This window comes from Methylorubrum rhodesianum, assembly GCF_014199985.1.
In the GTDB taxonomy this organism is placed as follows: domain Bacteria; phylum Pseudomonadota; class Alphaproteobacteria; order Rhizobiales; family Beijerinckiaceae; genus Methylobacterium; species Methylobacterium rhodesianum.
In genome coordinates, this window is the sequence record NZ_JACHOS010000004.1 from 94,446 (window position 1) to 119,236 (window position 24,791).

Here is a 24,791-nt window from a genome sequence, read left to right on the forward strand (position 1 = left end):
GGCGCGCCTGAGGCGCGCAACGCCCGGACTGCGTCCGCCATCGCGGCGTGCATCCGGACTTCCCGACGCGAGGATACCCATTCATGTCGACCCGTCTTGCCGCCGCCCCCGGGGCGGTGGCGCTGCTTGCCGCCGTCCTGGCGGGGCCCGCGCTCGCCCACGAGGGCATGACCACGGCGCCGCGCCGCCGCCCGTCACCAAGACCATCGCGCCGCGCGGCGAGGCGCTGTCCGACGCCTTCGAGCTCGTCGCCATCCCGCGCGACGGCACCCTGACGCTGTTCCTCGACCGCTTCCGGACGAACGAGCCGGTGCCCGGCGCGACCATCGAGGTCGAGACGCCGGAGGGGGCCAAGATCGCCGCGGCCACGCCCGAGGGCGGCTACGCGCTGCCGGTGCCCTGGCTGGCGAAGCCCGGCCGGCACGAGCTCGTGGCGACCGTCACGGCCGGGGATGCGGTCGACGTGTTGACCGTGGCGGTCACCGTGCCCGATCCCGCCGCGCAGGCAGCCGCAGCGGCCGCCAAGCCGACGCCGACGCAAGCGGCCTTTGGACGCGCCTCCGAGTTCGCCCACGGCCTCCGGGAGCGCCTGACGGCCAAGGACCCGACGCTGGTGGCGGCGGTCGCCGTCGCGTTCCTGCTCGGCATGCTCGTCACCGCGGTCGTTCGCGGGCGCCGAGGCGCCCCCGCCCTGGCGCTGCTCGCCATCGGCATCACCCTCATCCTCGGCACCGCCGCCTTCGCGCACGGCGACGAGGACCACGGCGAGCCGATGCGGGGGGCCGCCCTGATCGAGGCGCGGGCCCCCGGCTCGGCTGACCTCGCCCAGCGCCTGCCCGACGGCTCCGTGTTCGTGCCCAAGCCCACGCAACGGCTCCTCGTCCTGCGAACGACCATGACCGAGCAGGGCAGCTTCCACCGCTCGGTCGAGCTGCCGGGCCGCATCATCCCGGACCCGAACGCCAGCGGCGTGGTGCAGTCCTCGGTCGGTGGCCGGCTCGCGCCACCGCCCTCCGGCCTCTTCCCACGCCTCGGCACCAAGGTGCGCAGGGGCGACGTGCTCGCGACCGTGACGCCGCCGGTCCAGGCCGTCGACGTCTCCGACATGCGCCAGCGCCAGGGCGAGCTCGACCAGCAGGTCGCCATCGTCGAGCGCCGGGTCGAGCGCTATAAAAAACTCGCCACCACCGGCGCCGTGGCCCAGACCCAGCTCGACGACGCGGTCGCGGAGCTGAACGGCCTGCACGACCGCCGCGCCGCCCTCGACAAGATCCGGCAGCAGCCCGAAACCTTGGTGGCGCCCGTCGACGGCGTGGTGGCGCAGGCCGCGGCCGTGGCCGGGCAGATGGCCGCGCCCGGCGCGATGGTGTTCCAGATCGTCGACCCGAACCGCCTCTGGGTCGAGGCCCTCAGCTTCGACGCGCTGACCGCGGCGCAGAACGCCACCGCCCGGCTCGCGGATGGCCGGACCCTCAAGCTCGCCTACCAGGGCACGGGGCTCGCCGACCGCAACCAGGCTATCCCGGTGCAGTTCGCGGTCCTCGGCGACGCCGCCGGCCTGCGCGTCGGGCAGTTCGTCACGGTGCTGGCCGGGACCGAGACCGAGCAGGCCGGCCTGGCGCTGCCGCGCTCGGCCGTGGTGCGCACCGGCAACGGGCAGGACGTCGTCTACGAGCACACCACCGCCGAGCGCTTCGAGGCGCGGCCCGTGCGGGTCGAGCCGCTCGACGGCGCCCGCCTGCTGGTGGCCGAGGGGATCGGACCCGGCAAGCGGGTGGTGACCCAGGGCGCCGAGCTCCTCGACCAGGTCCGCTGAGGAGGCCGGCCATGTTCACCGTCCTCGTCAGCCAGTCGGTCCGCAACCGCCTGCTCGTCCTCGCGCTCGCCGCGGTGCTGGTGCTGTACGGCGCCTTCACCGCCACCAAGCTGCCGGTCGACGTCTTCCCGGACCTCAACAAGCCCACCGTCACCGTCATGACCGAGGCGGAAGGGTACGCGCCTCAGGAGGTCGAGCAGCTCGTCACCTATCCCATCGAGACCCGGATGAACGGGTTGCCGGGTGTCACCCGCGTGCGCTCGGTCTCGGGGGTCGGGCTCTCGATCACCTACGTCGAGTTCGACTGGGGCACCGACATCTACCGCAATCGCCAGCAGGTTGCCGAGCGGCTGTCGCTGGTGCAGGACCAGCTGCCCCGCGGCGTGACCCCGGTCATGGGGCCGATCTCGTCCATCATGGGCCAGATCCTGCTGGTGGCGGTGACGGGCGAGACCGCGACCCCGATGCAGGTGCGCGAGGTCGCCGACTTCACCATCCGGCCCCGGCTGCTGACCATCCCGGGCGTGGCGCAGGTCATCCCCATCGGGGGCGAGGTGCGCCAGTTCCGGGTCAGCCCAAACCCGGCGGCGATGCGCGCGCTCGGGGTGACGAACGCCCAGCTGGAGACGGCGCTCGCGCAGTTCGGCACCAACGCCGGCGGCGGCTTCACCGACCAGAACGCCCGCGAGTACCTGATCCGGAACATCGGCCGGACCATGAGCCTCGACGACCTGCGCAACCTCGTGGTCGCCACGGTCGCCGACGCCCCGGTCTACCTGCGCCAACTCGCCGAGGTGTCCTTCGCCGCGAAGGTGAAGCGGGGCGATGCCGGCTACATGGCCAAGCCCGCGGTCATCGTCTCGGTCGAGAAGCAGCCCGACGTCGACACGGTGCGGCTGACCCGCAGCATCGAGACCGCCCTGAAGGAACTCAACCCGACCCTGCCCGGCGGCATCAAGGCCGACCAGGTCTTGTTCCGGCAGGCCGACTTCATCGAGACTTCGATCCGCAACGTCGAGCGCGTCCTCGTCGAGGCCGTGCTGGTGGTGGCCCTGGTGCTGTTCGCCTTCCTCTTGAACGTGCGCACCACCGCGATCTCGCTGCTGGCCATCCCGGTTTCGGTGCTGACGACCGCTCTGGTGTTCCACCTGTTCGGCCTGTCCATCAACACGATGACGCTCGGGGGGCTCGCCATCGCCATCGGCGAGCTCGTCGACGACGCCGTCGTGGACGTCGAGAACATCTACCGACGGCTCGGCGAGAATCGGAAGGCGGGCAACCCTAGGAGCACCTTCGAGGTGGTGGTCTCGGCCTCGAACGAGGTCCGCTCCGGCATCGTCTACGCGACGCTGATCATCATCCTGGTCTTCGTGCCGCTGTTCGCGCTCTCAGGCATCGAGGGCCGGCTCTTCGCGCCCCTGGGGCAGGCCTACATCATCTCCATCCTGGCGAGCCTGCTCACCTCCATCACCCTGACGCCCGTGCTGGCGTCCTGGCTGCTGCCGGGGCTCCGGAACCTGGAGGAGCACGACAGCCGCTTGCTGAAGCTGCTCAAGCGCGGCAACGCCGCCCTGCTGCGGGTGGCTTTCCGGCATAAGGGCCTGCTGGTCGGCACCGTCGCGGCCGCGGTGGCCGCCGCCGGCATCGCCGCCTGGAACTTGCCGCGCGCCTTCCTGCCGCCGTTCAACGAGGGCTCGTTCACGGTCAGCATGACCTTCAACCCGGGCATCTCGCTCGCCGAGAGCAACCGGGTCGGGCTGATCGCGGAAAAACTGCTCCTGGAGATTCCGGGCGTGAAGGCGGTCGGCCGCCGGACCGGCCGGGCCGAGCTCGACGAACACGCCGAGGGGGTGCATTCCTCCGAGATCGACGTCGCCCTGGACGATGGGCTGAAGCGTCCGAAGCAGGCGCTCGTCGCCGACATCCGCGGGCGCCTCGGTGCCCTGCCGGTGGCGGTCAACGTCGGCCAGCCGATCTCGCACCGGCTCGACCACATGCTCTCGGGCGTCCGCGCTGAGATCGCGCTCAAGGTGTTCGGCGACGACCTCGACGCCCTGCGCCGGGTGGCGAACGGCCTGAGGGACCGCCTCGCCAAGATCCCGGGGCTCGCCGACCTGCAGGTCGAGCGGCAGGTCCGCATCCCGCAGCTGGAGGTGCGCGTCGACTACACCCGGGCGGCCCTCTACGGGGTCCAGCCCGCCGCGGTCGTCGAGCAGATCAGCCGCCTCTCGAACGGGCGGGTGGTCTCGACGGTCGTCGACGGCGTGCGCCGCTTCGACGTGGTGCTGCGCCTGTCGGAGAACCGGCGGACGACGGCTGGCCTCGGTGACCTGCTGCTGGAGACGCCCTCGGGCTGGGTGCCGGCGCGCCAGGTCGCGGACATCCGCGAGACGGACGGGCCGAACCAGATCCTGCGCGAGAACGCCCGCCGCCGCATCGTGGTCCAGGCCAACACCACGGCCGAGAGCGACATGGCCACGATCGTGGCGGCGATCCGCGAGGCGGTGGCCCAGGAGCCGATGCCGCCCGGCTTCTTCACCAGCCTGGAGGGCACCTTCCAGGCGCAGGAGGAGGCGAGCCGGACCATCGCGGCGCTCTCCGGCCTGTCCTTGGCGCTGGTCTTCGCCATCCTCTACAGCCGCTACCGCTCGGCCGCGCTGGCGCTCATCATCATGGGCAACGTGCCGCTCGCCCTGATCGGCTCGGTGGCGGCCCTGTGGCTGGTCGGGCAGCCGCTCTCGGTCGCGTCGATGATCGGCTTCATCACGCTGACCGGCATCGCGGCCCGCAACGGCATCCTCAAGATCAGCCACTACCTGAACCTGTCGCTGCACGAGGGCGTGCCGTTCGGGCCCGAACTCGTCGTGCGCGGCAGTCTGGAACGGCTGACCCCGGTGCTGATGACGGCGCTCTCGGCCGGCGTGGCGCTGTTGCCGCTGCTCTACGACGCGGCGAGCCCGGGCAAGGAGATCCTGCACCCGGTCGCGGTGACGATCTTCGGCGGCCTGATCAGCGCGACGTTGCTCGACACCTTCCTGACCCCCGTCCTGTTCCTGCGCTTCGGCCGCAGGCCGCTTGAGCGGCTGCGTGCGCTGCACGCCGAGGCGCCGGCCTACCCATCCCCGGACGGCGCGCCCCCGCGGCCGGCCGAGGCCTACTGACCCCGCAACCGAGGAGTTCCCCATGATCCTTTCGAGAGTGACCCTGGCCGCCGGCCTGCTCGCCGCGACCGCCGCCTACGCCCACGAGACCACCGGCCAGCACGGCGGCCGGGTGGCGGACGCGGGCAAGTTCCACGTCGAGCTCGTCACCAAAGGCGAGACCGTCGACGTGTTCCTGTTGGACGAGGGCCAGAAGCCGGTCCCGACCTCCGGCTTCAAGGGCACGGCCATCCTCGTCGTCGGCGGCAAGCCGACCCGCGTCCCCCTGGAGCCCGCCGACGGCAACCGCCTGTCCGGCAGGGCCGCGGTCGCCCTCGGCGAAAGCCCCAAGGGGGCCGTGCAACTCACTGGTCCCGACGGCGCGACCGCCAGCGGCAAGTTCAACTGACCCCTCGCACCAGGAAGCCTCCTCGATGAAGACCCTGACCTCGACCCTCGCCGCCGGAGCCCTGGCCCTCGGCCTCTCGGGCATCGCCTTAGCGCACGAGGCCCACGACCATGCCAGCCATGGCGGTCACGACCACGCCGCCATGGCTGCCGCGGACAAAGCGGACACGCCGGCCACGAAGGCGTTCCGGGACGTCGATGCCGAGATGCACCGGAACATGGACATCCGCTACTCGAACGACGTCGACGTCGATTTCGTGCGCGGCATGATTCCCCACCACAAGGGCGCCGTCGGGATGGCCAAGGTCGCCCTCCAGCATTCCAAGGACCCCGAGATCCGGAAGCTGGCTGAGGAGATCATCAAGGCTCAGGACGTTGAGATCGCCCAGATGGAGGCCTTCCTCAGGAAGCGCGGCACCAACTGAGCGGTCGCGTCCGCGCGCAGGCGGCCCTCCCGAATACGTGATGCTTCAGAGTATTTATTTCAGAACGCATCTGTATCCCGTGAGTTCTATATTAGGGTAATGACGGTCTGACTTATCTGATACTGAGTCAGCATTCCAGTCGTGCCGCAAACCTTGCGATGGATAGACGGAGAACCTGAATGCACCAGATGTCGAGCGAGATGCAGTCCTGCATCGACGAGTGCCTACGCTGCTACCAGACCTGCCTCAGCATGGCCTCGAACCACTGCCTCCCGGCCGGCGGCAAGCACGTCGAGCCCGAACACTTCCGGCTGATGCTCGCCTGCGCCGAAATCTGCCGGACCTCGGCGCACTTCATGCTGTTGGGGACCGCACACCACAAGCATACCTGCGCCGAGTGCGCCGACGTCTGCGAGGACTGCGCCCGCAGCTGCGAGCAGGTCGGCGACATGCAGCAATGCGTCGAGCAGTGCCGCCGCTGCGCCGAGAGCTGCCGGAAGATGGCCGCCTGATGGATCCGGGGCGGCCGACCGGGCCGCTCCTCACCCCCAACGAGAGAAGGCAATCATGCTTGTTCGTACCCTGATTCTCGCCGCGGCCCTGGCGCTCCCGGGCGCCGGGATGGCTCTCGCGGCCGACCACGACCATGGCTCGATGCAGTCCGCCGTGAAGCTGCCGGAGGCCTGCAAGGCGGCCACCGCCGGCAAGGACGCCATGATGAAGGACATGCAGGGGCACATGTCCCAGGCCATGCAGGGCATGGGCGGCCAGATGACCGAGACCCAGAAGGGTCTCCAGCAGGCCATGATGTCGATGAACGGCCCGATGATGCAGGGGATGATGGCGGGCGACCCCGACGTCGCCTGGATCTGCGCGATGATCCCGCACCACCAAGGCGCCATCGACATGGCCCGCGCCGGGCTGAAGGGCGCCGACAACGCCGAGAGCAAGCGCCTCGCCGAAAAGACAATCGAGGAGCAGGAGAAGAGCATCAAGGAGCTCGTCGCCTGGCTCGACAAGAACGCCAAGACGGAAGGCAACCAGTAAGCCGCCGGCTGTCGTCGGGTCGCTTGCGGCCCGGCGGCGCCCGCTCGGCCATGCGGAAGGAGCGGTCATGAGCGACGCGCCACAGGGACACGATCCTGCCCCAGGAGGCCACGGCCATGCCGAGCACGGGCACGCACACGGCCACGACCACGGCCACCATGCCGGCGTCACGGAGAGCGAGGACGGCGCCTTCCGCGTGAAGGACCCGGTCTGCGGGATGATGGTCGACCCGCATGCGACGAAGCACCGGGCCGAGCACGACGGGCACCCCTACTACTTCTGCTCGAACGGCTGCCGGACCAAGTTCGAGGCCGACCCGGTCCGCTACGTCGACCCCGGCCGGGCCGCGAAGAAGGCCGACCCGGTGCCCGAGGGCACGATCTACACCTGCCCGATGCACCCCGAGATCCGGCAGCTCGGCCCAGGGGCGTGTCCGATCTGCGGCATGGCCTTGGAGCCGGTGCTGGTCGGCGCCGACAAGGGTCCGAGCGAGGAACTCGTCGACATGACCCGGCGGTTCTGGATCGGGCTCACGCTGACCCTGCCGGTGTTCGCGCTGGAGATGGGCGGCCACCTGACTGGCCTGCTCGACCTCCTCGGCCAGCAGAATTCGAACTGGGTCCAGTTCGTCCTCGCGACCCCGGTCGTGCTCTGGGGAGGCTGGCCGTTCTTCGTGCGCGCCTGGGCGTCGGTGCGCAGCCGCAACCTCAACATGTTCACCCTGATCGCGATGGGCACCGGGGTGGCCTGGGCCTACAGCGTCGTCGCCACCGTTGCGCCCGGACTCTTCCCGCAGGCGCTGCGCGGTCACGGCGGGGCGGTGCCGGCCTACTTCGAGGCGGCCGCGGTCATCACGGTGCTGGTGCTCCTCGGGCAGGTCCTGGAGCTCCGGGCCCGCGAGAGCACGGGCGGGGCGCTCCGCGCGCTGCTCGACCTCGCGCCGAAGACGGCCCGCCGCATCCGGCCCGACGGGACGGACGAGGAGGTGCAACTTGACGCCATCGGCGTTGGCGACCGCCTTCGCGTCCGCCCCGGCGAAAAGGTGCCGGTCGACGGTGCCGTCGTGGAGGGCCGCAGCTCCGTCGACGAGAGCCTCGTGACCGGGGAATCGATGCCCGTCACCAAGGAGGTCGGCACCTCCGTCATCGGCGGCAGCCTCAATCAGTCCGGCGCCCTCGTCATCGAGGCGACCAAGGTCGGGCGCGACACCATGCTGGCCCGCATCGTCCAGATGGTGGCCGAGGCCCAGCGCTCTCGCGCGCCTATCCAGCGTCTCGCCGACCAGGTCGCCGGCTGGTTCGTGCCGGCGGTCATCGGCGTGGCGGCGCTGGCCTTCATCGCCTGGATGGCGTTCGGGCCGGAGCCGCGCTTCACCTTCGCGCTGCTGGCGGCTGTCGCAGTGCTCATCATCGCCTGCCCCTGCGCGCTCGGCCTCGCCACGCCGATGTCGATCATGGTCGGCGTTGGCCGCGGCGCCGGGGCCGGGGTGCTCGTCAAGAACGCCGAGGCGCTGGAGCGCATGGAGAAGGTCACCACGCTGGTGGTCGACAAGACCGGCACGCTGACCGAGGGCAAGCCAGCGGTGACGCGGGTGGCGGCGGCGACCGGCTTCGACGAGGCCAGCGTGCTGCGCCTCTCGGCGAGCGTCGAGCGGGCGAGCGAGCACCCGCTCGCCCTCGCCATCGTGAAGGCGGCCGAGGAGCGCGGGATCGGCCTGGCTCCCGTGGCGGATTTCGACAGCCCGACCGGCAAGGGCGCGCTCGGCACCGTCGAGGGGCGCCGGGTGGCGCTCGGCAACGCCGCCTTCCTGCGCGAGCAGGGGGTGGAGGTGTCGACTTACGCGGCCGAGGCGGACGACCTGAGGCGAGATGGGGCGACCGCGATCTTCGCGGCCGTCGACGGGCGCGTGGCCGGCGTCATCGCGATCGCCGACCCTGTCAAGGTCACGACGCCCGAGGCGCTCGCCGCGCTCCGGGCCGAGGGCATCCGGGTCGTGATGCTGACCGGCGACAATCGGACGACCGCAGAGGCGGTGGCGCGCCGCCTCGGGATCGAGGAGGTCGAGGCGGAGGTGCTGCCCGACCAGAAGGCCGCCGTGGTCGAGCGGCACAAGGCGGCCGGCCAGGTCGTGGCGATGGCCGGCGACGGCGTCAACGACGCTCCCGCGCTCGCCGCCGCCGACGTCGGCATCGCCATGGGCACCGGCACCGACGTGGCCATCGAGAGCGCTGGGCTGACCCTGCTCAAGGGCGACCTCCTCGGCATCGTGCGGGCGCGGCGGCTGTCGAACGCGGTGATGGGCAACATCCGCCAGAACCTGTTCTTCGCCTTCGTCTACAACGCGGCCGGCGTGCCGATGGCGGCGGGCGTCCTCTACCCGTTCCTCGGCATCCTGCTCTCGCCCGTCATCGCCGCCGCCGCCATGGCGCTGTCTTCGGTCAGCGTGATCGGCAACGCCCTGCGCCTGCGGGCGACCCGGCTCGGTTGAAGCGTCCCACCTCGGAGCCCCTTGTTCGCGCCCGTCGTCCACGACCTGATCCACCGGGTCACCGGCCTGGATCAGCCCCACGGCCCTGGGTGGATTGAGCTCGTCTCGGTCCTCGTTCTCGTCGTGGCGCCGGCCTGGACGGGAAGGCTGGCGCTCCGCCTCGGCTGGCGCTGGCTGCGCGGACGGCAGCGCCGTCGCGGCGCCGGAAGCCCGGAGCGGCGGAGCCTTGAGCGCGACGTCCCGCGGGCGACGCTGCGCTTCCAGCTGCGCCTCGTGCTGCTCTCGCTGCTGACGCTTCCGGCGGCGTGGCTTCGTCCAGGGCCGCCTCTCGCTCGACGCCCTGGTCGCGGCGCTGGCAGCCTTCAAGGAGATCGCGCCGGCCCTGCGCGAGCTGTTCGGCTTCGCGCAAGGCTGGTCCGACGCGAGAGCGCGGTTCGAGGAGATCACGAGGTCGCTGCAAGCACTTGAGTTGGCCGTGGGGCTGCGCGGCCTTGAGGTGAAGCTGGAAGCTCGCCACAGCGCGGCCGGACCCGCGTCGATCATCCACGCCATGTCGCGGCAGCTATCCGCTGTCGGGGTTCGCGGCGTCCTCCCGAAGTTCCGCAATTGAAGACCAGGCGCCGGTTCGTTCGTGCGCGCCTTCCATCGATGTTCGGCCGTTATATGGCATCCCGGACGCTCGCATTGCGTGCTCGCTCATACACTGCTCAGGCTTGAGTGAGTTGTCCGGACGATCGTTGTGTTCGGGATCTCGATGCGCGCCGCGGTGGAACATTGCATCATCGTCGGCGAGGTGAGGTGATGAGACAAGGCGCGGCTGTGCTGGCAGCGGAGGATGCGGGCCCTCACCGTCGCGCCAGGGCCGCCGTCCGGGCGATGGCCACGGTCGCCCCCCCCTCCCCCCGCCGTGGCGTGCCGCGGGTTCGCGGCCAAGGGCCGTTCGAGAGACGGGAGCTGATGCCCCTTGCGTCGCCTGCGGAGCCAGCCGCACGTCCCTCAGGCGGGGTCGACCATCGGCGAGAGGGCCTCGATGATGCGGCAGTCCGCGACCGACCCGCAGCCGCACTGGCCGATGACCTCGCGCAGTTCCGCGGCGAGCCGGGCCAGGTCGGCCAGCTTGCGCTCCACGTCGGCGAGGTGGGCGCGGGCGATGATGTCGACCTCGGTGCACGAGCGCTCCCGGTCGTCGGAGAGCGCCAACAAGTCCCGGATCTGCTCCACCGTGAACCCGAGGGTGCGGCTCCGCCGGATGAAGCTCAGCCGGCGCAGGTGCTCGGGCCCGTAGAGCCGGTAGTTCCCGCTCGACCGCGCCGGCGGGGGCAGCAACCCGACCTTCTCGTACCACCGCACCGTCTCGACGCGGGTCTGCGTTGCCTCCGCGAGCCTGCCGATGGTCATGGACGCGGTTTTGCTCACGGCTTGACCCTGCAGTGACTACAGGGTGCATGTAGGCACCCGTCCCGGTCCGGTCCAGGGCTCGGACGAACGGAGCGCAGCATGAACCAGGCCGCCCCCGCGGACACCCTGTCCCCGTCCGCCCCCGGCGCGCAGGCCCTGCGCTACAGGGTCAGGGGCATGGACTGCCCGACCTGCGCCGGGAAGATCGAGACCGCCGTCTCCCGGCTGCCGGGCGTCGCGGACGTGCGCGTGAACTACGGCAGCCAAATCCTCGACCTCGCGCTCGACGAGGCCGCGACGCCGAGGACCGACTTGGAGGGGCGCATCGAGCGCCTGGGCTACGGCGTCGCGCCGCTCCCCACGGCCGCGGACCTGGCCAGGGCGCAAGCCTCGGGCGGCGCCCCGCCCGCCGAGAGCGCGGAAGAGCCCGAGCCGCCGCTCTGGCGGAGCCGGAAGGCGCTGCTGGGCATCCTCATCGGCGCCCTGTTCGCCGCCGGCTTCCTCGTCGAGCGGATCGCGCCGGGCCTGGCGGGCGAGTACGCCTACTGGCCGGGCGCGCTCGTCGGGCTCGCCTATTACGGCCGCCGGGCGGTCCTGGCGGCGTTCGCCGGCACGCCCTTCTCCATCGAGATGCTGATGTCGGTCGCGACCGCGGGGGCGCTCGCCATCCACGCCGCCGAGGAGGCCGCCATCGTCGTGCTGCTCTTCACGGTCGGCGAGATGCTGGAGGTCGTGGCGGCGGGCCGGGCGCGCGCCGGGATCAAGGCGCTCGCCGCCCTGGTGCCGAAGACCGCCCGCCTCGTCGACGGGCCCGACGGCGCCATCCGCGAGGTGCCCGCGGCGTCGCTGGCCATCGGGCAGGTCGTCGTCGTGAGGCCGGGCGACCGCGTGCCCGCCGACGGCGTGATCACCGACGGCGCGTCGAGCCTCGACGAGTCCCCCATCACCGGCGAGTCGGTCCCGAAGCCCAAGGAGGTCGGCGACCCGGTCTTCGCGGGCAGCGTCAACGCCGACGGCGCGCTGCAGGTCCGGGTCACCAAGACGGCGGCCGACAACACGGTCGCCCGCATCCTGCACCTCGTCGAGGAGGCGCAGGCCTCGAAGTCGCCCACGGCGCGCTTCATCGACCGGTTCAGCGCGGTCTACACGCCCATCGCCTTCGCGTTCGCCGCCGCGGTCGCAATCGTGCCGCCGCTGCTGCTCGGCGCCGACTGGGGCACCTGGGTCTATCGGGGCCTGGCGCTCCTCCTGATCGCCTGCCCCTGCGCGCTGGTGCTCTCGACCCCGGCCGCCATCGCGTCCGGGCTGGCCGCCGGAGCGCGGCGCGGGCTGCTCGTGAAGGGGGGCGCCGCGCTGGAGGTCATCGGGCGGGTGCGCACGGTCGCGTTCGACAAGACCGGGACGCTGACGGCGGGGCGGCCGCGGGTCACCGACATCCTGGCCCTCGCCCCGGACGCGTCGGAGCGGTCGCTTCTCGGGTTGGCCGCCGCGGTCGAGAGCGGAAGCAGCCACCCCATCGCCCGGGCCATCCTCGACCGGGCGAACACGGACGGGGTGCCGCTGCGGCCGACGCGGGACGCCCGCGCCATCCCCGGCAGGGCGGTGCAGGCCACGGTGATGGGCCAGACGGTGCTCGTCGCCTCCCCGCGCCACGCCGCCGAGAGCGCGCGGCTCGGCCCCGAGGCGGACCGCGCCGTCGCGGAGCTGGAGGCCGGCGGCAAGACGGTGGTCATCGTCGTCCGCGGCGCCGAGGCCCTGGGCGCCATCGCGGTCCGGGACGAGCCCCGCGCCGACGCGGCCGCCGGCATCGCGGCCCTGCGGAAGCTCGGCGTGCACAGCGTGATGCTGACCGGCGACAACCGCCGCACGGGCGGGGCGGTCGCGTCCGAGCTCGGCCTCGACGTGAAGGCCGAGCTCCTGCCCCAGGACAAGCTCGCCGAGATCGCGGCCCTGAAGGAGAGGGGCCCGGTCGCCATGGTCGGCGACGGCATCAACGACGCCCCGGCCTTGGCCGCCGCCAGCGTCGGCATCGCGATGGGCGGCGGCACCGACGCGGCCCTGGAGACGGCGGACGCGGCGGTGCTGAACGACCGCGTCGGCGACGTGGCCGCGCTGGTCTCGCTGTCCCGGGCGACCCTGGGCAACATCCGCCAGAACGTCGCCATCGCGCTCGGCCTGAAGGCGGTGTTCCTGGTGACGACCATCGCCGGCATCACCGGCCTCTGGCCCGCCATCCTGGCCGACACCGGCGCGACCGTCCTGGTGACGGCCAACGCGCTGCGTCTTCTGAGGGCCTGATGAGCTCTTCGTCAGGCTGGGCCGGCCGCATGGCGACCGTGGCCGTGGTCATCCTCGCCTCCACGGCCATCGACCTCGGCGCGAAGGCGGTGGCCGAGGCGTGGCTGACCGAGGGCGTGCCCCGGGGCTTCGTGCCCTTCGTCGATCTGAGCCTGTCGTTCAACCGGGGCATCAGCTTCAGCCTGTTCGCGGCGCACGATCCGTCCTCCCTCGCGCTGCTCCTCGCCCTCCAGGGTACGCTCACCTGCCTCGTCATTGCCTGGGCGCTGGCTACGACGGGCACGCTCGAACGTCTCGGGCTCGCCGCGATCGCCGGCGGGGCGGCTGGAAACTTCCTCGACCGGCTCATCGACGGCGCCGTCACCGACTTCCTCGACCTGCACACCGGCGGCATTCGCTGGTTCACCTTCAACCTGGCCGACACCTGGATTTCCGCCGGCGTCGTCCTGCTGCTCCTCGAAGGCCTTTCCGCGCGACGGAGCCATCCCGGTGCCGGGGAACCAGTCCCATGAGGGGCCCGATTCCGCCGAACCACGGCCACGACAACCTGGCATCAACCCTTCGGGCCCAGGCTCGTGCGCCCACCCCAGCGAGGCCGACATGCTGAAGACGACGACGCTCGGTCTGGCCCTCCTCCTGGCGCTGTCCGCCTGCCAGGACGGCCAGTACGCGGCCTCGACGCGCCACCTCGCGCCGATCCCGCCCGCGACCCTGGCCCTGATGTCGACCAAGGGGGTCTCGGCGGCCGACCCGATCCTGATGCGGGCCTACAAGAAGGAATCCGAGATCGAGCTCTGGAAGCGCGGCGCGGACGGCAGGTACGCCCTCCTGAAGACCTATCCGATGTGCCGCTGGTCGGGCCAGCTCGGGCCCAAGACCCGGGAGGGGGACCGGCAGGCGCCGGAGGGCTTCTACGCGGTCACGCCCGCGTCCCTGAACCCGAATTCGAGCCTCTATCTCTCGTTCGACCTCGGGTACCCGAACGAGTACGACCGCTCCCTGGGACGCACGGGCGCGCACCTGATGGTGCACGGCTCCTGCTCGTCGCGGGGCTGCTTCGCGATGACGGACGAGGCGATCTCGGAGCTCTATGCCGTGGTGCGCGAGGCCTTCGCGGGCGGGCAGCGTGCCGTCCAGTTCCAATCCTATCCGTTCCGCATGACCCCGGAGAACCTGGCCCGGCATCGGCAGGATCCGAACGTCGCGTTCTGGAGGAACCTCAAGGAGGGGTCCGACCGCTTCGAGGTGACGTGGGCCGAGCCGGTCGTCGGCGCCGCGGGCGGTCGCTACGTGTTCGATGCCGGCGGCGACGAGGCCACGGCCGGCGCGGTCGCGCGGAAGCAGGCGGACGACGAGCGGCAGGTCGCCGCCCTCGTGGCGAGCGGGACGCCGGCCGTCCGGCTGGTGTACGAGGACGGTGGCCAGCACCGGGCTTTCCGCGAGACCATGATGGCGATGGGAAACGGGCTCGGCGAGGTGAGCCGCCCCGAGGCCCTGGCCGCAGGGCCGCGCGAGGTCGCGATGCCGGCCTCGGGCCCGGTTGCCCTTGCCGGACAGCGCGAGCCGGTCCGGGGTGCGGCGGCACGCAAGCCGCCGGGGCCCGGCGGGACCGAGGCGGAGCGCCAGCGCCCCCGCAAGACCTTCGCCGCGGCGGGGGACGGGCGGGAGTGACGAGCCTGCCTTCATCCCTGCGCCGGGCCTGAGACCATGGCCATCGACGCCTCAAGCGTGGGCTTCGTGGCGGCCTTCGCGGCCGGCGCCGTGTCGTTCCTGTCGCCCTGCGTGCTGCCCCTCGTCCCGGGCTACGTGTCCTACGTCGCGGGCCAGTCGGCTGCCGGCGGGCGCGACAGCCTGCGCACGCTCGGCCTGAGCCTCTGCTTCGTGCTCGGGTTCACGACCGTCTTCGTCGCGTTCGGCGCGGGGGCGAGCGCGCTCGGCTTCGCCCTGCTCGCCCATCGCGAGGCGCTGAACCTCGCCTCGGGCCTCCTCGTGATCCTGTTCGGCCTGTTCACGGCCGGTCTGCTGCGGCCCGCCTGGCTGCAGCGCGAGCTGCGCTGGCACGGCGATCCGCCGGGGCGAGGGCCGGTCGCCGCCTATCTCCTCGGAACGGCCTTCGCCTTCGGATGGACCCCCTGCATCGGTCCCGTCCTCGGCGCCATCCTGGCGGTCACGGCCTCCTCGGCCTCGGGCAAGGGCGTCGCCCTGCTCACCGTCTACTCGCTCGGCCTCGGCGTGCCGTTCGTGGCCGCGGCCCTGTTCCTGTCCGGCTTCGTCGCGCGCCTTCGGACCCTGCGCTGGTTCGGCCGTGCCCTTCAGGTGGTCGGCGGCGGCGTCATGGTGGCGATGGGTCTGCTGATGATCACCGACCGCATGACCGCCGTGGCCGCCCTCATCCTGGAGGCCTTCCCCGCGCTCGGGCGGATCGGTTGAGCCGGGCGAGCGCGCAGGCGCCCGCGCGGCGGCAGAGGCAGCCGCCGAGGCAGGGCGTCGTTCGCGCGGAGCGGGTCAGCTTCGTGGCCGCCGGCGCGGGATCCGGACCTCGCCGTCCCCAACCCGGGGACGGAACGACGGCGGGTCAGGAACGTAGGGAGGCGCGCCTCAAGCGAGCTTCGCGCGCGGCGCGGATCGGCGCGAGGCGGTCGCGCAGGGCCTCCATCCGAGCGATCTTCTCGCCGAAGGTCAGGGCGGCGAGCTCGCGGCGCCCTTCCGCTTTCCGAGCAAGGATGTCGGACCGGTCGGGATAGGCAGCGGTCGAAGCGTTCTTCATGACACCGTCGACCCTACGGCGCACCGATCCGCGACGCCAACCACCGGGCGGAAGGCCTGCCACTTCTCGACCGGCTTGATCCGTACCGACACGGGGGCCGGGCCGTTCAGCCAAGCTGACGCGTCGCCCTTCCCGCGATCCGGCGGGCATAGAGGAGGCCGCCGGCGCCCGCGTCAGGCGTACGGGACCGCTGCCGACGGCATCCGTGCGAGGCCGCATGCCTGCCCGGCCGCCCCTCAGCGCCGCCGCCATCGTTCCCGCAATGTTCCCTTTCCGGTCCGGGTGCCCTACCCTCTTGCGACGCGGGCCGGCACCATGCGGAAACGAATCCGTGGACAACGGCCGGAATCGGACGTGACGGGCGGGAGAGCCGGAACGTAGACCATGCGTCATGCGGTTGTGGGAGGCGGCGGAGCCGGCGTCGCCGCGGGGACAGGACCGAGGATGGGCGAGCAACTCGACTGGACGGCCCTTCTGAATTCCCGGCGTCGCAAGCCGAGGCCCGGCGGGAAGGCGCACGAACCGAGGCTGGGCGAGGATCGGACCCAGCACGAACGCGATCACGACCGCATCCTGTTCTCCACCCCGGTGCGGCGCCTCCAGGACAAGACGCAGGTCTTCCCGCTGGAGCGCAACGACAGCGTCCGCACGCGGCTGACCCACAGCCACGAGGTGGCGAACATGGCGCGGAGCATGGGGACCACCCTGGCCTTCGTCCACGGCGAGGCGCTCGGCTTCCCGGCGTCGGTCGAGCCCCTGCGCAACGTGCCGGCCCTGCTGGAGGCCATCGGGCTCGCCCACGACCTCGGCAACCCGCCTTTCGGGCACCAGGGCGAGACCGCGATCCAGACCTGGATGAAGCGTCACGCGACACCCCGTTCGGAGGAGCCGGGCTCCTTCGCGATCTTCGACGCGCCGGGCCTGACCGAGCCGATGCGCCGGGACTTCCTGGCGTTCGAGGGCAACGCGCAGGCGTTCCGCTTGCTGACCCGGCTGCAGATCCTGAACGACGATTTCGGGCTCAACATGACCTACGCCTTCCTGGCGGCCCTGATGAAGTACCCCGTGCCCTCGGACGCGGTCGACAAGTCGTCCCATGCCCGGAAGAAGTTCAACTTCTTCCAGTCCGAGGCCGGCATCGCCGCGGAGGTCTGGGCGGAGACCGGGCTGCGCCAGGGCGTGCGGCATCCGCTGACCTTCGTGATGGAGGCTTGCGACGACATCGCCTACTCGGTCGTGGACGTCGAGGACGCCGCCAAGAAGAACCTGATCAACTTCAACGTGCTGACGGCGTGGCTGCGCCACGATGCCTGCGACGACGAGGTCACCCTCGGGGTCTGCGAGCGGGCGGAGCGCTACCATGCCGACTTCCGCGACGAGGGACTCTCGCCCGGGGAACTCGACGACATCTCGATGCAGATGTTCCGCGTCGACGCCATCGGGACGATGGTCCGGGCGGCCGTCGGGGCCTTCGTCGCCAACCGGGACGCCATCATGGCCGGCGCGTTCGACAGGGAGTTGATGGCGGCCTCGGACGCCGTCGTGCTGTGGACCTCGCTCAAGCGCTTCGCGAAGTTCCACGTCTACCGCCACCGCAGCGTCCTTGAGGTCGAGCTCGCCGGCCACCGCACGCTCCACGAGCTCATGGACATGTTCTGGACGGCCGTGGTCGAGCGCAAGGACCCGGACGACCTGAGGTCGGATCGCGAGGCCCTGCCGGCCTACGTCTACTCCCGGATCTCGGAGAACTACCGGCGGGTCGCCGAGGCTCCGGGCAACCGGATGCCGATGCGCTACCGGGAGTTGCAACTCATCACCGACATGATCTCGGGCATGACCGATACCTTCGCGGTATCGCTGCGCGACGACCTGGGGCGGCACCATGGCTGACCCGGGCAGGCGCGCCCGGGACGGGGCCGAGCTGGGCCGGCGGATGCGGGCCTTCCTCGCGGACGAGGCCCGTGGCGGCGACGAGATCGCGGACCTGATCGGCCACCTGGGCCAGGCCGGCGAGGTCGCCATCTTCGGGGGCATGCCCCGCGACATCGCCTGGGGCGGGGCCGACGCGTTCGGGTCGGACGTGGACCTCGTCGTGGACACCGCGCCGGGGCGCCTGGCGGAGCTGCTGCGCGACGGCCGCGCCGTGCGCAACCGTTTCGGCGGGTACCGGATCGCCGGCCGCCGGCACTCCTACGACGTCTGGGCCCTCCCCTCCACCTGGGCGGTGCGCACCGGCCACGTCCGCGCGACGCGCCTGGCCGACCTCGTCCACACGACCTTCTTCGACCGGGACGCCGTGCTGTACCTGTGCGGCTGCCACCGGGTTCACCACGGCCCGCGGTTCGCGGCCTGGCTGGGTCACGGCACGGTCGACATCAACCTGGAGGAAGACCCGAACCCGCGCGGCACGGCGCTCCGGGCGCTGCGCATCCTCCTCGAACCCGGGCAGGCCGTCGGCCCGAGGCTGGCCGACTACCTGCGCCGGATGGCGACGGCGCCCGGCCACCATCTCGACGCGGATACCGTGTCGCGGCTCGCCGCGGCGGCGAACCTTGCCGGCGCGCCGTCCCGGCCTGTCGGACCCGTGGCGCAGCGCCGGTGCAGCCCTGCCGAGGGCCGGGCTCGGGCACGGGATTGGCGCGCCGACCCTGCTGGGCGCAGGGGTGGCCGTGGCGAGCGGTGAGGCGCGGTCCATGGCAGGGCGCGAACCGGGGGCCGGCCGAGCCCGGGAAGGCCTTCTGTTGCTCGGATCGGCCGTGGCGCTGGCGGCCGCCGCGATGCAGTTCGTCCAGGTGGGCTGGCCGGCCCTCGTCACGGGCGCGACGGTCCTCCTGGTCGGCTGGATGAGCCTCGGACGCCGTTCGGGCGACCGCGCGACGGGCGCGGGCGCGACCACGGAAGCCGCGAGCGCGCCGGTCGACCCCGCGCCGTCCACGATCCATGCTCCGCCTGACCCGCCTGACCTCGCCATCCCCGCGACCCCCCTGCCCGCCCCGCCCGAGGGACCGCGAGACACGTTCGGTCGACGGCCCCCCGAGGCGGTTGCCTCCGAGGCGCACGTCGAGCCTGCCTTCACGGTCACGCCCCTACCCGACGATCCCGCGCCCGTGCCGCAACCCTCGCCGGAGGGGCGCGGCAAGCGGGGCCGGTCGGCGCGCTGGGTCCCTCCCGGCGAACCGGTCGAGATCCAGGGCCTGACGGTGACGGGAGGGCTGATCTACGTCGGCGAGAAGCTCGGGTCGGATCCGTGGCGCAGGGAGAACTGCCTGATCGATCCCGCGCTTCCCGTGGCGAAGGCGGGGCGGGGCTCGGCGACCGGCCTGACCTACTGGTGCCGGTACGACGGGCTGAACCCGGCGGGCCGCCGCGCCTACCTGGACTGGCTGGCCGGGGGGCGCTCCGACCCCGCGGCCAGCATCGCGCTCGTCTTCCTGTACTTCTACGGTCTGGAATACCGGCTGTTCAAGGAAGGGGTCGCGGCCGACGCGCCCGTGCTGGTCGCGGAGGTCGAGCGCCTGCGCGCGATCTACGGGGCGAACAGCTCGTTCCAGGCCTATGCGCGGAGCTTCGTCGAGGCCGCCCGGCTGTTGGTGCCCGCGGCGGAGGAGCGGCGTCCCGAGCTGAACCTCGACCCGAATTTCTACAGCTACGAACTGCCGCTCGCCGTCAGGGTCCATCTCGGCCGGAAGCTGGCCGACGGCCAGCCCCTCGACGCGGACGACGCCCTCCTCTGGCTGGCGGGCCTGCCCGACCGCGGCTTCCGCACGCCGGTGACGCGATGCCCGGACGAGTTCGCGGCGCTCTGGCGCCTCCGGTTCCCGGCCAAATACCCGAAGGGACTCAAGGTCGGCGCGCCGAAGGCGCGGATCAAGGCGTCCTATCGAGCCGCCAGTTCGACGTTCCAGGTGGACCTCAAGGCGCCGGGGTCCCTGCCCGATATCGCTGCCGTCTCCGCCCCCGTGAGGAAGCTCCGCGAGCTCGTCGAGGCCTGCACCGACGAGCTCGATGCGTTCAGCCGCTTCGTCGGCAGGCGCCCGGACGCCCGCGGGAGCGTGCAGGCGGCCCTGCTCCTGCCGCCGGACCTGGCCTGCGCAGGCGACGCGTGGACGGCCGTCGGCGAGCGCTGCGAGGCCCTGTTCGCCGCCGGAGCGGCCATGCCGGCCACGTCCCTGCGCCGGCTGCTTGAGGTGATGGAGATCCCGCTGCCGGAGGAAGGCCGCGTGCCGCAGGCCGGCGTGACGCAGCTCTGCCAAGCGCTCGACCGGGTCGGCATCGGCATCGAACCGGACCGCCGCTACGGGCCGGAACCTCGCGCCGGCGCCTCGGCCTCGGACGCCGATGCGGCGGTCGTCCTGTTCAAGGGGGCCGCCGGGGCACCGGTCGACGCGACACGCCCCGAGTACCTGGCGCTGCGCGGCGTCATCGAGGCCGCATGCCTCGCCGCGGCGTCGGACGGCGCGGTGTCCCAGGGCGCCGCCGACGGGATGCTCGCCGCGATCCGGGGCACCGATACCCTCAGCCTTGCCGAGAAATCCCGCCTGACCGCCTACGCCCTGTCGATCCACCGCAACCCGCCGAAGCCGCAGGGGATCCTGAGGCGGTTGGCGGGCCGCCCCCTGTCCGAGCGCCAGGCCTGCGCGCGGGCGGCGCTCGCGGCCGTCATGGCCGGCGGTCAAGCCAAACCCGCGGAGGTGCGGTTCCTCGAACGGTTGCACGCGTTCCTCGCGCTGCCGGCCGACGGGATCTACGCCGCCCTGCATCGCGGGCCGCTCGGGTCGGCCGCGTCGGCGGAGCCGCGGGGCGCCGACGGGAGCCAACCGCGCGGGGACGTCGGCGACCGCGCTTCCGGGCGCGTCGTCATCGACGCATCGCGGCTGGAGCGCGTTCGCCGCGAGACGCAGGCGGTCGCAAGCCTGCTCTCGGACATCTTCGTCGAGGACTCGGCGCCCGGGTCAGGTGCGGGCACGGTTTCGCCGCCGGGTGGCGTCGCCCCGGAAGCGCCCGCGCCGGCACCGGCGGACACGGGCCCGGCCGGGCTCGATCCGGCCCATGCCGGCCTGCTCGCCGCGGTCGCCGCATCCCCGGACCCGATGCCGCGCGAGGCGTTCGACCGGGCGGCCCGCGCGAACGGCCTGTTTCCCGACGGGGCGCTTGAGACCATCAACGAATGGGGCTTCGAGCGCTTCGACGAGGCCTTGATCGAGCACGACGACCCGGTCACCATCGCGGCCCACCTTCGCCTCCACCTGCTCCCCAGCACCACCGCCTAGCCCCATGCAGCCAGCCCCGACCATCCGCCCGCGGGACCGTGACGCGATCCTGCAGGCCCTCTCGGCCGGCGTCGTGCCGCGCACGGGCCTGCGCCACGTCCAGGTCGGGCGCGCCGCCGAGATCGCCGCCCTGGTGCGCGACATCGACCGCGTCGCCGACGAGGGGTCCTCGATCCGGTTCGTGATCGGCGAGTACGGGGCCGGGAAGACCTTCTTCCTCAACCTGGTCCGGCTCGTCGCCCTCGAACGCAAGCTCGTCACCGTGCACGCGGACCTCGCGCCGGACCGCCGCTTGCACGCCAGCGCGGGGCAGGCGCGGGCCCTCTACGCCGAGGCCCTGCGCAACATGGCGACCCGCACCAAGCCGGACGGGGGCGCCCTGGGCAGCGTCGTCGAGCGCTTCGTCACGGACGCGGTCAAGGAGGCGCAACAGGCCGGCCTGCCCGTCGAGCGGGTCATCGACCGCAGGCTCGCGCCGCTCCAGGACGAGGTCGGGGGCTACGACTACGCGGTCGTCCTGAAGGCGTACTGGCGCGGGAGCGAGGACGGGAACGAGGCGCTGAAGGCGGCGGCCCTGCGCTGGCTCCGCGGCGAGTTCTCGACGCGGACCGAGGCCCGGCAGGCGCTGGGCGTGCGGACCATCGTCGACGACGACAACGTCTACGACGCGCTCAAGCTGCTCGCCGCCTTCGTCCGGCTCGCGGGCTACGGCGGCCTGTTCGTCGTCTTCGACGAGCTGGTCAACCTGTACAAGCTCCAGAGCGCGCAGGCGCGCAACCAGAACTTCGAGCAGGTCCTGCGCATCCTCAACGATGTGCTGCAGGGGAACGTGCGCGGGCTCGGCCTGGCCCTGGGCGGCACGCCGGAATTCCTGCTCGACACCCGCCGCGGGCTGTACAGCTACCAGGCGCTCCAGAGCCGGCTGGCGGAGAATGCCTTCGCGAAGGGCGGCCTGGTCGACCTGTCGGGCCCGGTGATCCGGCTGCAGAACCTGACCCCGGAGGACATGCTGATCCTGCTGTCGAACATCCGGGCGGTGTTCGCCGGCGGCGACCCCGCCAGGCACCTCGTGCCGGACGAGGCGCTCGGCGCCTTCATGGGTCACTGCAACGACCGGATCGGCGAGGCCTACTTCCGGACGCCGCGCAACACGATCCGCGCCTTCGTTCAATTGCTTGCCGTCATCGAGCAGAACCCCGGCACGGGCTGGAAGGAGCTGCTCGGGCACGTCGAGGTCCGCAGCGACGACCAGGCAGATGACGCCGGGGCGGACGCCGACGTCCCCTCCAGCCCGGCGCCCGGCGATGAGCTCGTCAGCTTCCGCCTCTGAGCGGCGCCTCCGCGACGGGGCCTTCGACCGCCTCGCCCCGGAGGTCCGCTCCTGGATCCGGGAGCAGGGTTGGACGGGGCTGCGGGACATCCAGGCGCGCGCGATCGACGCCGTCCTCGACGGCGGTGACGACGTGTTGGTCGCCGCGGCGACGGCGGCCGGCAAGACCGAGGCGGCCTTCCTGCCCATCCTGACCCGGATCGCCGGCCGGGCCGAACCCGGCCTGGCGGTGCTCTACGTGAGCCCCCTGAAGGCGCTCATCAACGACCAGTTCCAGCGGCTCGACCAGCTCTGCGAGCGGATGGAGATCCCGCTTGTCCGCTGGCACGGGGATGCGCCGCAATCGGCCAAGGCGCGGATGCTGGCCAAGCCGGCCGGCATCGCCCTGATCACCCCGGAATCCGTCGAGGCCCTGCTGATCCGGCGTCCCGCCGATGCCAGTCGATTGCTGGCGGCGTTGGATTTCGTGGTCGTCGACGAAGTGCATGCCCTCCTGTCGGGCCCACGGGGGCTCCACCTGGCGTCGCTGCTGAGACGTGTCGAGGCCCTCGGCGCGCCGGGCAGGACGCGACGGGTCGGCCTGTCGGCCACCATCGGCGACGCCGAGGCTGCGGCGGCCTGGCTTCGCCCGACCGCGCCGGAGCGCGTCCGCCTGCTCCAGGACGGCGGGGCCGGCCTGGACCTCCAGCTTCGGATCCTCGGCTACCTGGAGCCGCTCGACGCCGACGGCACCGACGGGGCCGAGGCGGAGGGCGCGGCCGGCGCAGGGCCGGTGCCGGCACTCGACGCGATCACGGACCACCTGTTCGCCTCGCTGAGGGGCAGCAACAACCTGGTCTTCGGCGGCTCCAGGCGGCTGGTGGAGGCCCTCTCCGACAGGCTGCGGCGCCGGGCCGAACGGGGCGAGGTCCCCAACGAGTTCTTCCCGCACCACGGCAACCTCTCCAAGGAGTTGCGCGAGGAGCTCGAAAGCCGCCTCAAGGACGCGTCCCTGCCGACCACCGCGGTCTGCACCTCCACCCTGGAACTGGGCATCGACATCGGCTCGGTGCGGTCCGTCGCCCAGGTCGGCGCGCCCCGCTCGCTGGCGTCGCTGCGGCAGCGCCTGGGCCGGACGGGGCGGCGGCCGGGCGTGCCCGCCATCCTCCGGATCTACGTCCGCGAGCAGGAGCTCGACACGCGCTCCTCGGTCCTCGACGAGCTTCGCCAGGACGCGGTGCGCGCGGTCGCGGCCATCCGCCTGCTCGCCGCCCGCTTCGTGGAGCCGCCGCTGGCCAGCGACGCCGCGCTCGCGACCGCCCTGCTGCACCAGGTCCTGTCCGTGATCGCGCAGCGCGGCGGCGCCCGGGCCGACGCGCTCCATCGGCTTCTCTGCGGTCCCGGGGTGTTCGCCTCGGTGACGCCGGGCGACTTCGCGGAGCTGCTGCGCGGCGCGGCCCGGACGGGGGTGGGCCTCATCGAGCAGGCGCCGGACGGCACGCTGCTCCTGGGCGAGCGCGGCGAGCGCCTCGTCCACGCGCGCGAGTTCTACGCCCTGTTCGACAGCGGGGCGGAGTGGCGCCTGGTCGCCGGGACCCGGGCGCTCGGCACGATCCCGCTCACCAACGCGGTCGCCCAGGGCACCCTGGTCGTCTTCGCCGGGCGCCGCTGGCTGGTCGAGGAGGTGGACGAGCGGGCCCACGTCCTGCAGGTCTCCGCGCACCGGGGCGGGGTGATCCCGAAGTTCGAGCGGCTGTTCGCCGAGCCCACGCACGACCGCCTCCTCGCGGAGATGCGCGGCGTCTTCGAGGCCGACGACGTGCCGGCCTACCTCGACGCGCGGGCCCGCACCTTCCTCGCGGAGGGGCGGTCGGCCTACCGCCGCCTCGGTCTGGGACGCTCCCGGATGGTGCACACCGGGCGCGACCTTCACCTCTTCGCGTGGCGCGGCAGCGCGACGTGCGACGTCCTGGCGGTCATCCTGTCGATGCTCGGGTTGCCGGCGGAGCCGCACGACCTTGGCGTCACGCTCCCCGGGGTGAGCCCGGACGACGCCCGAGCGGTCCTGCGCAGGGTTGCGAGCATGGTGCCGGGCGATTTCGCGGCCGTCGCGGAGTTCGTCGGGACCATCCAGACCGCGAAGTACGACGAGCATGTTCCGGAGACGCTGCTGCGGCGCTTCTGGGCCCGGCGAAACGAGGGCGTCCTGGCGCGGATGCCGGGCTTGGCCGCCGAGATGCTCGACGGCGTGCCCGAAGCCTGACGCCCGGTGACGGGCGCGGCCGAGCGGGCCCAGGGGAAGCTGGCGACCCCGAGCGGGCCGCGCTGGGCACGGGCGCGCCGGGAAGAGCGCGCAAGCTCGCGCCCGGGCGCGGAGCCAAAGCCTCGGCCATCGTCAGGTTCGAGCAGGTTGTGCACGGCTGGG

At 72.4% G+C, this 24,791-nt stretch carries 17 protein-coding genes and 1 pseudogene; 16 read left to right on the forward strand and 2 right to left on the reverse strand.

Going from position 1 to position 24,791, the window contains the following annotated elements; genetic code table 11:
- The first annotated feature begins 83 nt into the window (after window positions 1-83).
- From HNR01_RS07115 to HNR01_RS07145, 7 genes and pseudogenes are all read left to right on the forward strand, one after another.
- Window positions 84-1,816: pseudogene (locus HNR01_RS07115) on the forward strand (efflux RND transporter periplasmic adaptor subunit).
- Window positions 1,817-1,827: 11 nt separating this feature from the next.
- Entirely contained in the window at window positions 1,828-4,977 is a 3,150-nt protein-coding gene (locus tag HNR01_RS07120) for an efflux RND transporter permease subunit (RefSeq protein ID WP_012752947.1), read from the forward strand.
- Between the two features lie 22 nt (window positions 4,978-4,999).
- Entirely contained in the window at window positions 5,000-5,365 is a 366-nt protein-coding gene (locus HNR01_RS07125; protein WP_142583006.1) for a hypothetical protein, read from the forward strand.
- A gap of 25 nt (window positions 5,366-5,390) precedes the next feature.
- A complete protein-coding gene (copM, locus tag HNR01_RS07130) occupies window positions 5,391-5,789 on the forward strand; it encodes a CopM family metallochaperone (RefSeq protein ID WP_012752945.1) in 399 nt (132 codons plus the stop codon).
- 179 nt (window positions 5,790-5,968) lie between these two features.
- The gene (locus HNR01_RS07135; RefSeq protein WP_009865580.1) at window positions 5,969-6,301 is read left to right on the forward strand and encodes a four-helix bundle copper-binding protein; all 333 of its coding nucleotides are present in this window, start codon (window positions 5,969-5,971) and stop codon (window positions 6,299-6,301) included.
- Between the two features lie 55 nt (window positions 6,302-6,356).
- Window positions 6,357-6,836, forward strand: a complete 480-nt coding sequence (locus HNR01_RS07140; protein ID WP_009865581.1) for a DUF305 domain-containing protein — start codon at window positions 6,357-6,359, stop codon at window positions 6,834-6,836.
- A 67-nt stretch (window positions 6,837-6,903) separates the two neighbouring features.
- Entirely contained in the window at window positions 6,904-9,324 is a 2,421-nt protein-coding gene (locus HNR01_RS07145) for a heavy metal translocating P-type ATPase (protein WP_183667247.1), read from the forward strand.
- Window positions 9,325-10,320: 996 nt separating this feature from the next.
- On the opposite strand, the gene HNR01_RS07150 is transcribed toward HNR01_RS07145, so the two are convergent.
- Complete coding sequence (locus HNR01_RS07150; protein ID WP_012752942.1) at window positions 10,321-10,722, reverse strand: MerR family transcriptional regulator; 402 nt, start codon at window positions 10,720-10,722, stop codon at window positions 10,321-10,323.
- 99 nt (window positions 10,723-10,821) lie between these two features.
- Here HNR01_RS07150 and HNR01_RS07155 point away from each other — a divergent pair, with 99 nt between their 5' ends.
- From HNR01_RS07155 to HNR01_RS07170, 4 genes are all read left to right on the forward strand, one after another.
- Window positions 10,822-13,020 (forward strand): heavy metal translocating P-type ATPase, encoded by a 2,199-nt coding sequence (locus HNR01_RS07155; RefSeq protein ID WP_012752941.1) that lies wholly within the window; start codon window positions 10,822-10,824, stop codon window positions 13,018-13,020.
- Window positions 13,020-13,532, forward strand: a complete 513-nt coding sequence (gene lspA, locus HNR01_RS07160) for a signal peptidase II (protein ID WP_009864915.1) — start codon at window positions 13,020-13,022, stop codon at window positions 13,530-13,532. The genes HNR01_RS07155 and lspA overlap by 1 nt, the downstream gene beginning before the upstream one ends.
- A gap of 88 nt (window positions 13,533-13,620) precedes the next feature.
- Window positions 13,621-14,691, forward strand: coding sequence for a L,D-transpeptidase family protein (locus tag HNR01_RS07165; RefSeq protein ID WP_012752939.1), 1,071 nt, complete (start codon window positions 13,621-13,623; stop codon window positions 14,689-14,691).
- Between the two features lie 36 nt (window positions 14,692-14,727).
- Window positions 14,728-15,450 (forward strand): cytochrome c biogenesis CcdA family protein, encoded by a 723-nt coding sequence (locus tag HNR01_RS07170; RefSeq protein ID WP_012752938.1) that lies wholly within the window; start codon window positions 14,728-14,730, stop codon window positions 15,448-15,450.
- 145 nt (window positions 15,451-15,595) lie between these two features.
- Here HNR01_RS07170 and HNR01_RS07175 read toward each other — a convergent pair whose 3' ends face one another.
- Entirely contained in the window at window positions 15,596-15,787 is a 192-nt protein-coding gene (locus HNR01_RS07175) for a hypothetical protein (RefSeq protein WP_009861980.1), read from the reverse strand.
- A 444-nt stretch (window positions 15,788-16,231) separates the two neighbouring features.
- Between HNR01_RS07175 and dgt the strand changes: the two genes are divergently transcribed.
- From dgt to HNR01_RS07200, 5 genes are read left to right on the forward strand one after another with little or no spacing between them, the layout of a single operon-like run.
- Complete coding sequence (gene dgt / locus HNR01_RS07180) at window positions 16,232-17,677, forward strand: dGTP triphosphohydrolase (protein WP_012752937.1); 1,446 nt, start codon at window positions 16,232-16,234, stop codon at window positions 17,675-17,677.
- Window positions 17,670-18,470, forward strand: coding sequence for a hypothetical protein (locus tag HNR01_RS07185; protein ID WP_012752936.1), 801 nt, complete (start codon window positions 17,670-17,672; stop codon window positions 18,468-18,470). Before dgt ends, HNR01_RS07185 begins: the two co-directional genes overlap by 8 nt.
- A gap of 58 nt (window positions 18,471-18,528) precedes the next feature.
- A complete protein-coding gene (locus HNR01_RS07190; RefSeq protein ID WP_238231525.1) occupies window positions 18,529-21,057 on the forward strand; it encodes a tellurite resistance TerB family protein in 2,529 nt (842 codons plus the stop codon).
- A 4-nt stretch (window positions 21,058-21,061) separates the two neighbouring features.
- Window positions 21,062-22,387 (forward strand): ATP-binding protein, encoded by a 1,326-nt coding sequence (locus HNR01_RS07195; protein WP_066925038.1) that lies wholly within the window; start codon window positions 21,062-21,064, stop codon window positions 22,385-22,387.
- Complete coding sequence (locus tag HNR01_RS07200; protein WP_012752933.1) at window positions 22,362-24,629, forward strand: DEAD/DEAH box helicase; 2,268 nt, start codon at window positions 22,362-22,364, stop codon at window positions 24,627-24,629. Before HNR01_RS07195 ends, HNR01_RS07200 begins: the two co-directional genes overlap by 26 nt.
- Window positions 24,630-24,791 lie beyond the last annotated feature (162 nt).

Bases quoted from the DNA above. Each gene is read 5' to 3' on its own strand.
- copM (WP_012752945.1), top strand. From the start codon at position 5,391: ATGAAGACCCTGACCTCGACCCTCGCCGCCGGAGCCCTGGCCCTCGGC.
- HNR01_RS07195 (WP_066925038.1), top strand. From the start codon at position 21,062: ATGCAGCCAGCCCCGACCATCCGCCCGCGGGACCGTGACGCGATCCTG.
- HNR01_RS07200 (WP_012752933.1), top strand. From the start codon at position 22,362: ATGAGCTCGTCAGCTTCCGCCTCTGAGCGGCGCCTCCGCGACGGGGCC.
- HNR01_RS07175 (WP_009861980.1), bottom strand. From the start codon at position 15,787: ATGAAGAACGCTTCGACCGCTGCCTATCCCGACCGGTCCGACATCCTT.
- HNR01_RS07185 (WP_012752936.1), top strand. From the start codon at position 17,670: ATGGCTGACCCGGGCAGGCGCGCCCGGGACGGGGCCGAGCTGGGCCGG.
- HNR01_RS07135 (WP_009865580.1), top strand. From the start codon at position 5,969: ATGCACCAGATGTCGAGCGAGATGCAGTCCTGCATCGACGAGTGCCTA.
- HNR01_RS07140 (WP_009865581.1), top strand. From the start codon at position 6,357: ATGCTTGTTCGTACCCTGATTCTCGCCGCGGCCCTGGCGCTCCCGGGC.
- lspA (WP_009864915.1), top strand. From the start codon at position 13,020: ATGAGCTCTTCGTCAGGCTGGGCCGGCCGCATGGCGACCGTGGCCGTG.
- HNR01_RS07125 (WP_142583006.1), top strand. From the start codon at position 5,000: ATGATCCTTTCGAGAGTGACCCTGGCCGCCGGCCTGCTCGCCGCGACC.
- HNR01_RS07155 (WP_012752941.1), top strand. From the start codon at position 10,822: ATGAACCAGGCCGCCCCCGCGGACACCCTGTCCCCGTCCGCCCCCGGC.
- HNR01_RS07145 (WP_183667247.1), top strand. From the start codon at position 6,904: ATGAGCGACGCGCCACAGGGACACGATCCTGCCCCAGGAGGCCACGGC.
- HNR01_RS07150 (WP_012752942.1), bottom strand. From the start codon at position 10,722: ATGACCATCGGCAGGCTCGCGGAGGCAACGCAGACCCGCGTCGAGACG.
- HNR01_RS07170 (WP_012752938.1), top strand. From the start codon at position 14,728: ATGGCCATCGACGCCTCAAGCGTGGGCTTCGTGGCGGCCTTCGCGGCC.
- HNR01_RS07165 (WP_012752939.1), top strand. From the start codon at position 13,621: ATGCTGAAGACGACGACGCTCGGTCTGGCCCTCCTCCTGGCGCTGTCC.
- dgt (WP_012752937.1), top strand. From the start codon at position 16,232: ATGGGCGAGCAACTCGACTGGACGGCCCTTCTGAATTCCCGGCGTCGC.
- HNR01_RS07120 (WP_012752947.1), top strand. From the start codon at position 1,828: ATGTTCACCGTCCTCGTCAGCCAGTCGGTCCGCAACCGCCTGCTCGTC.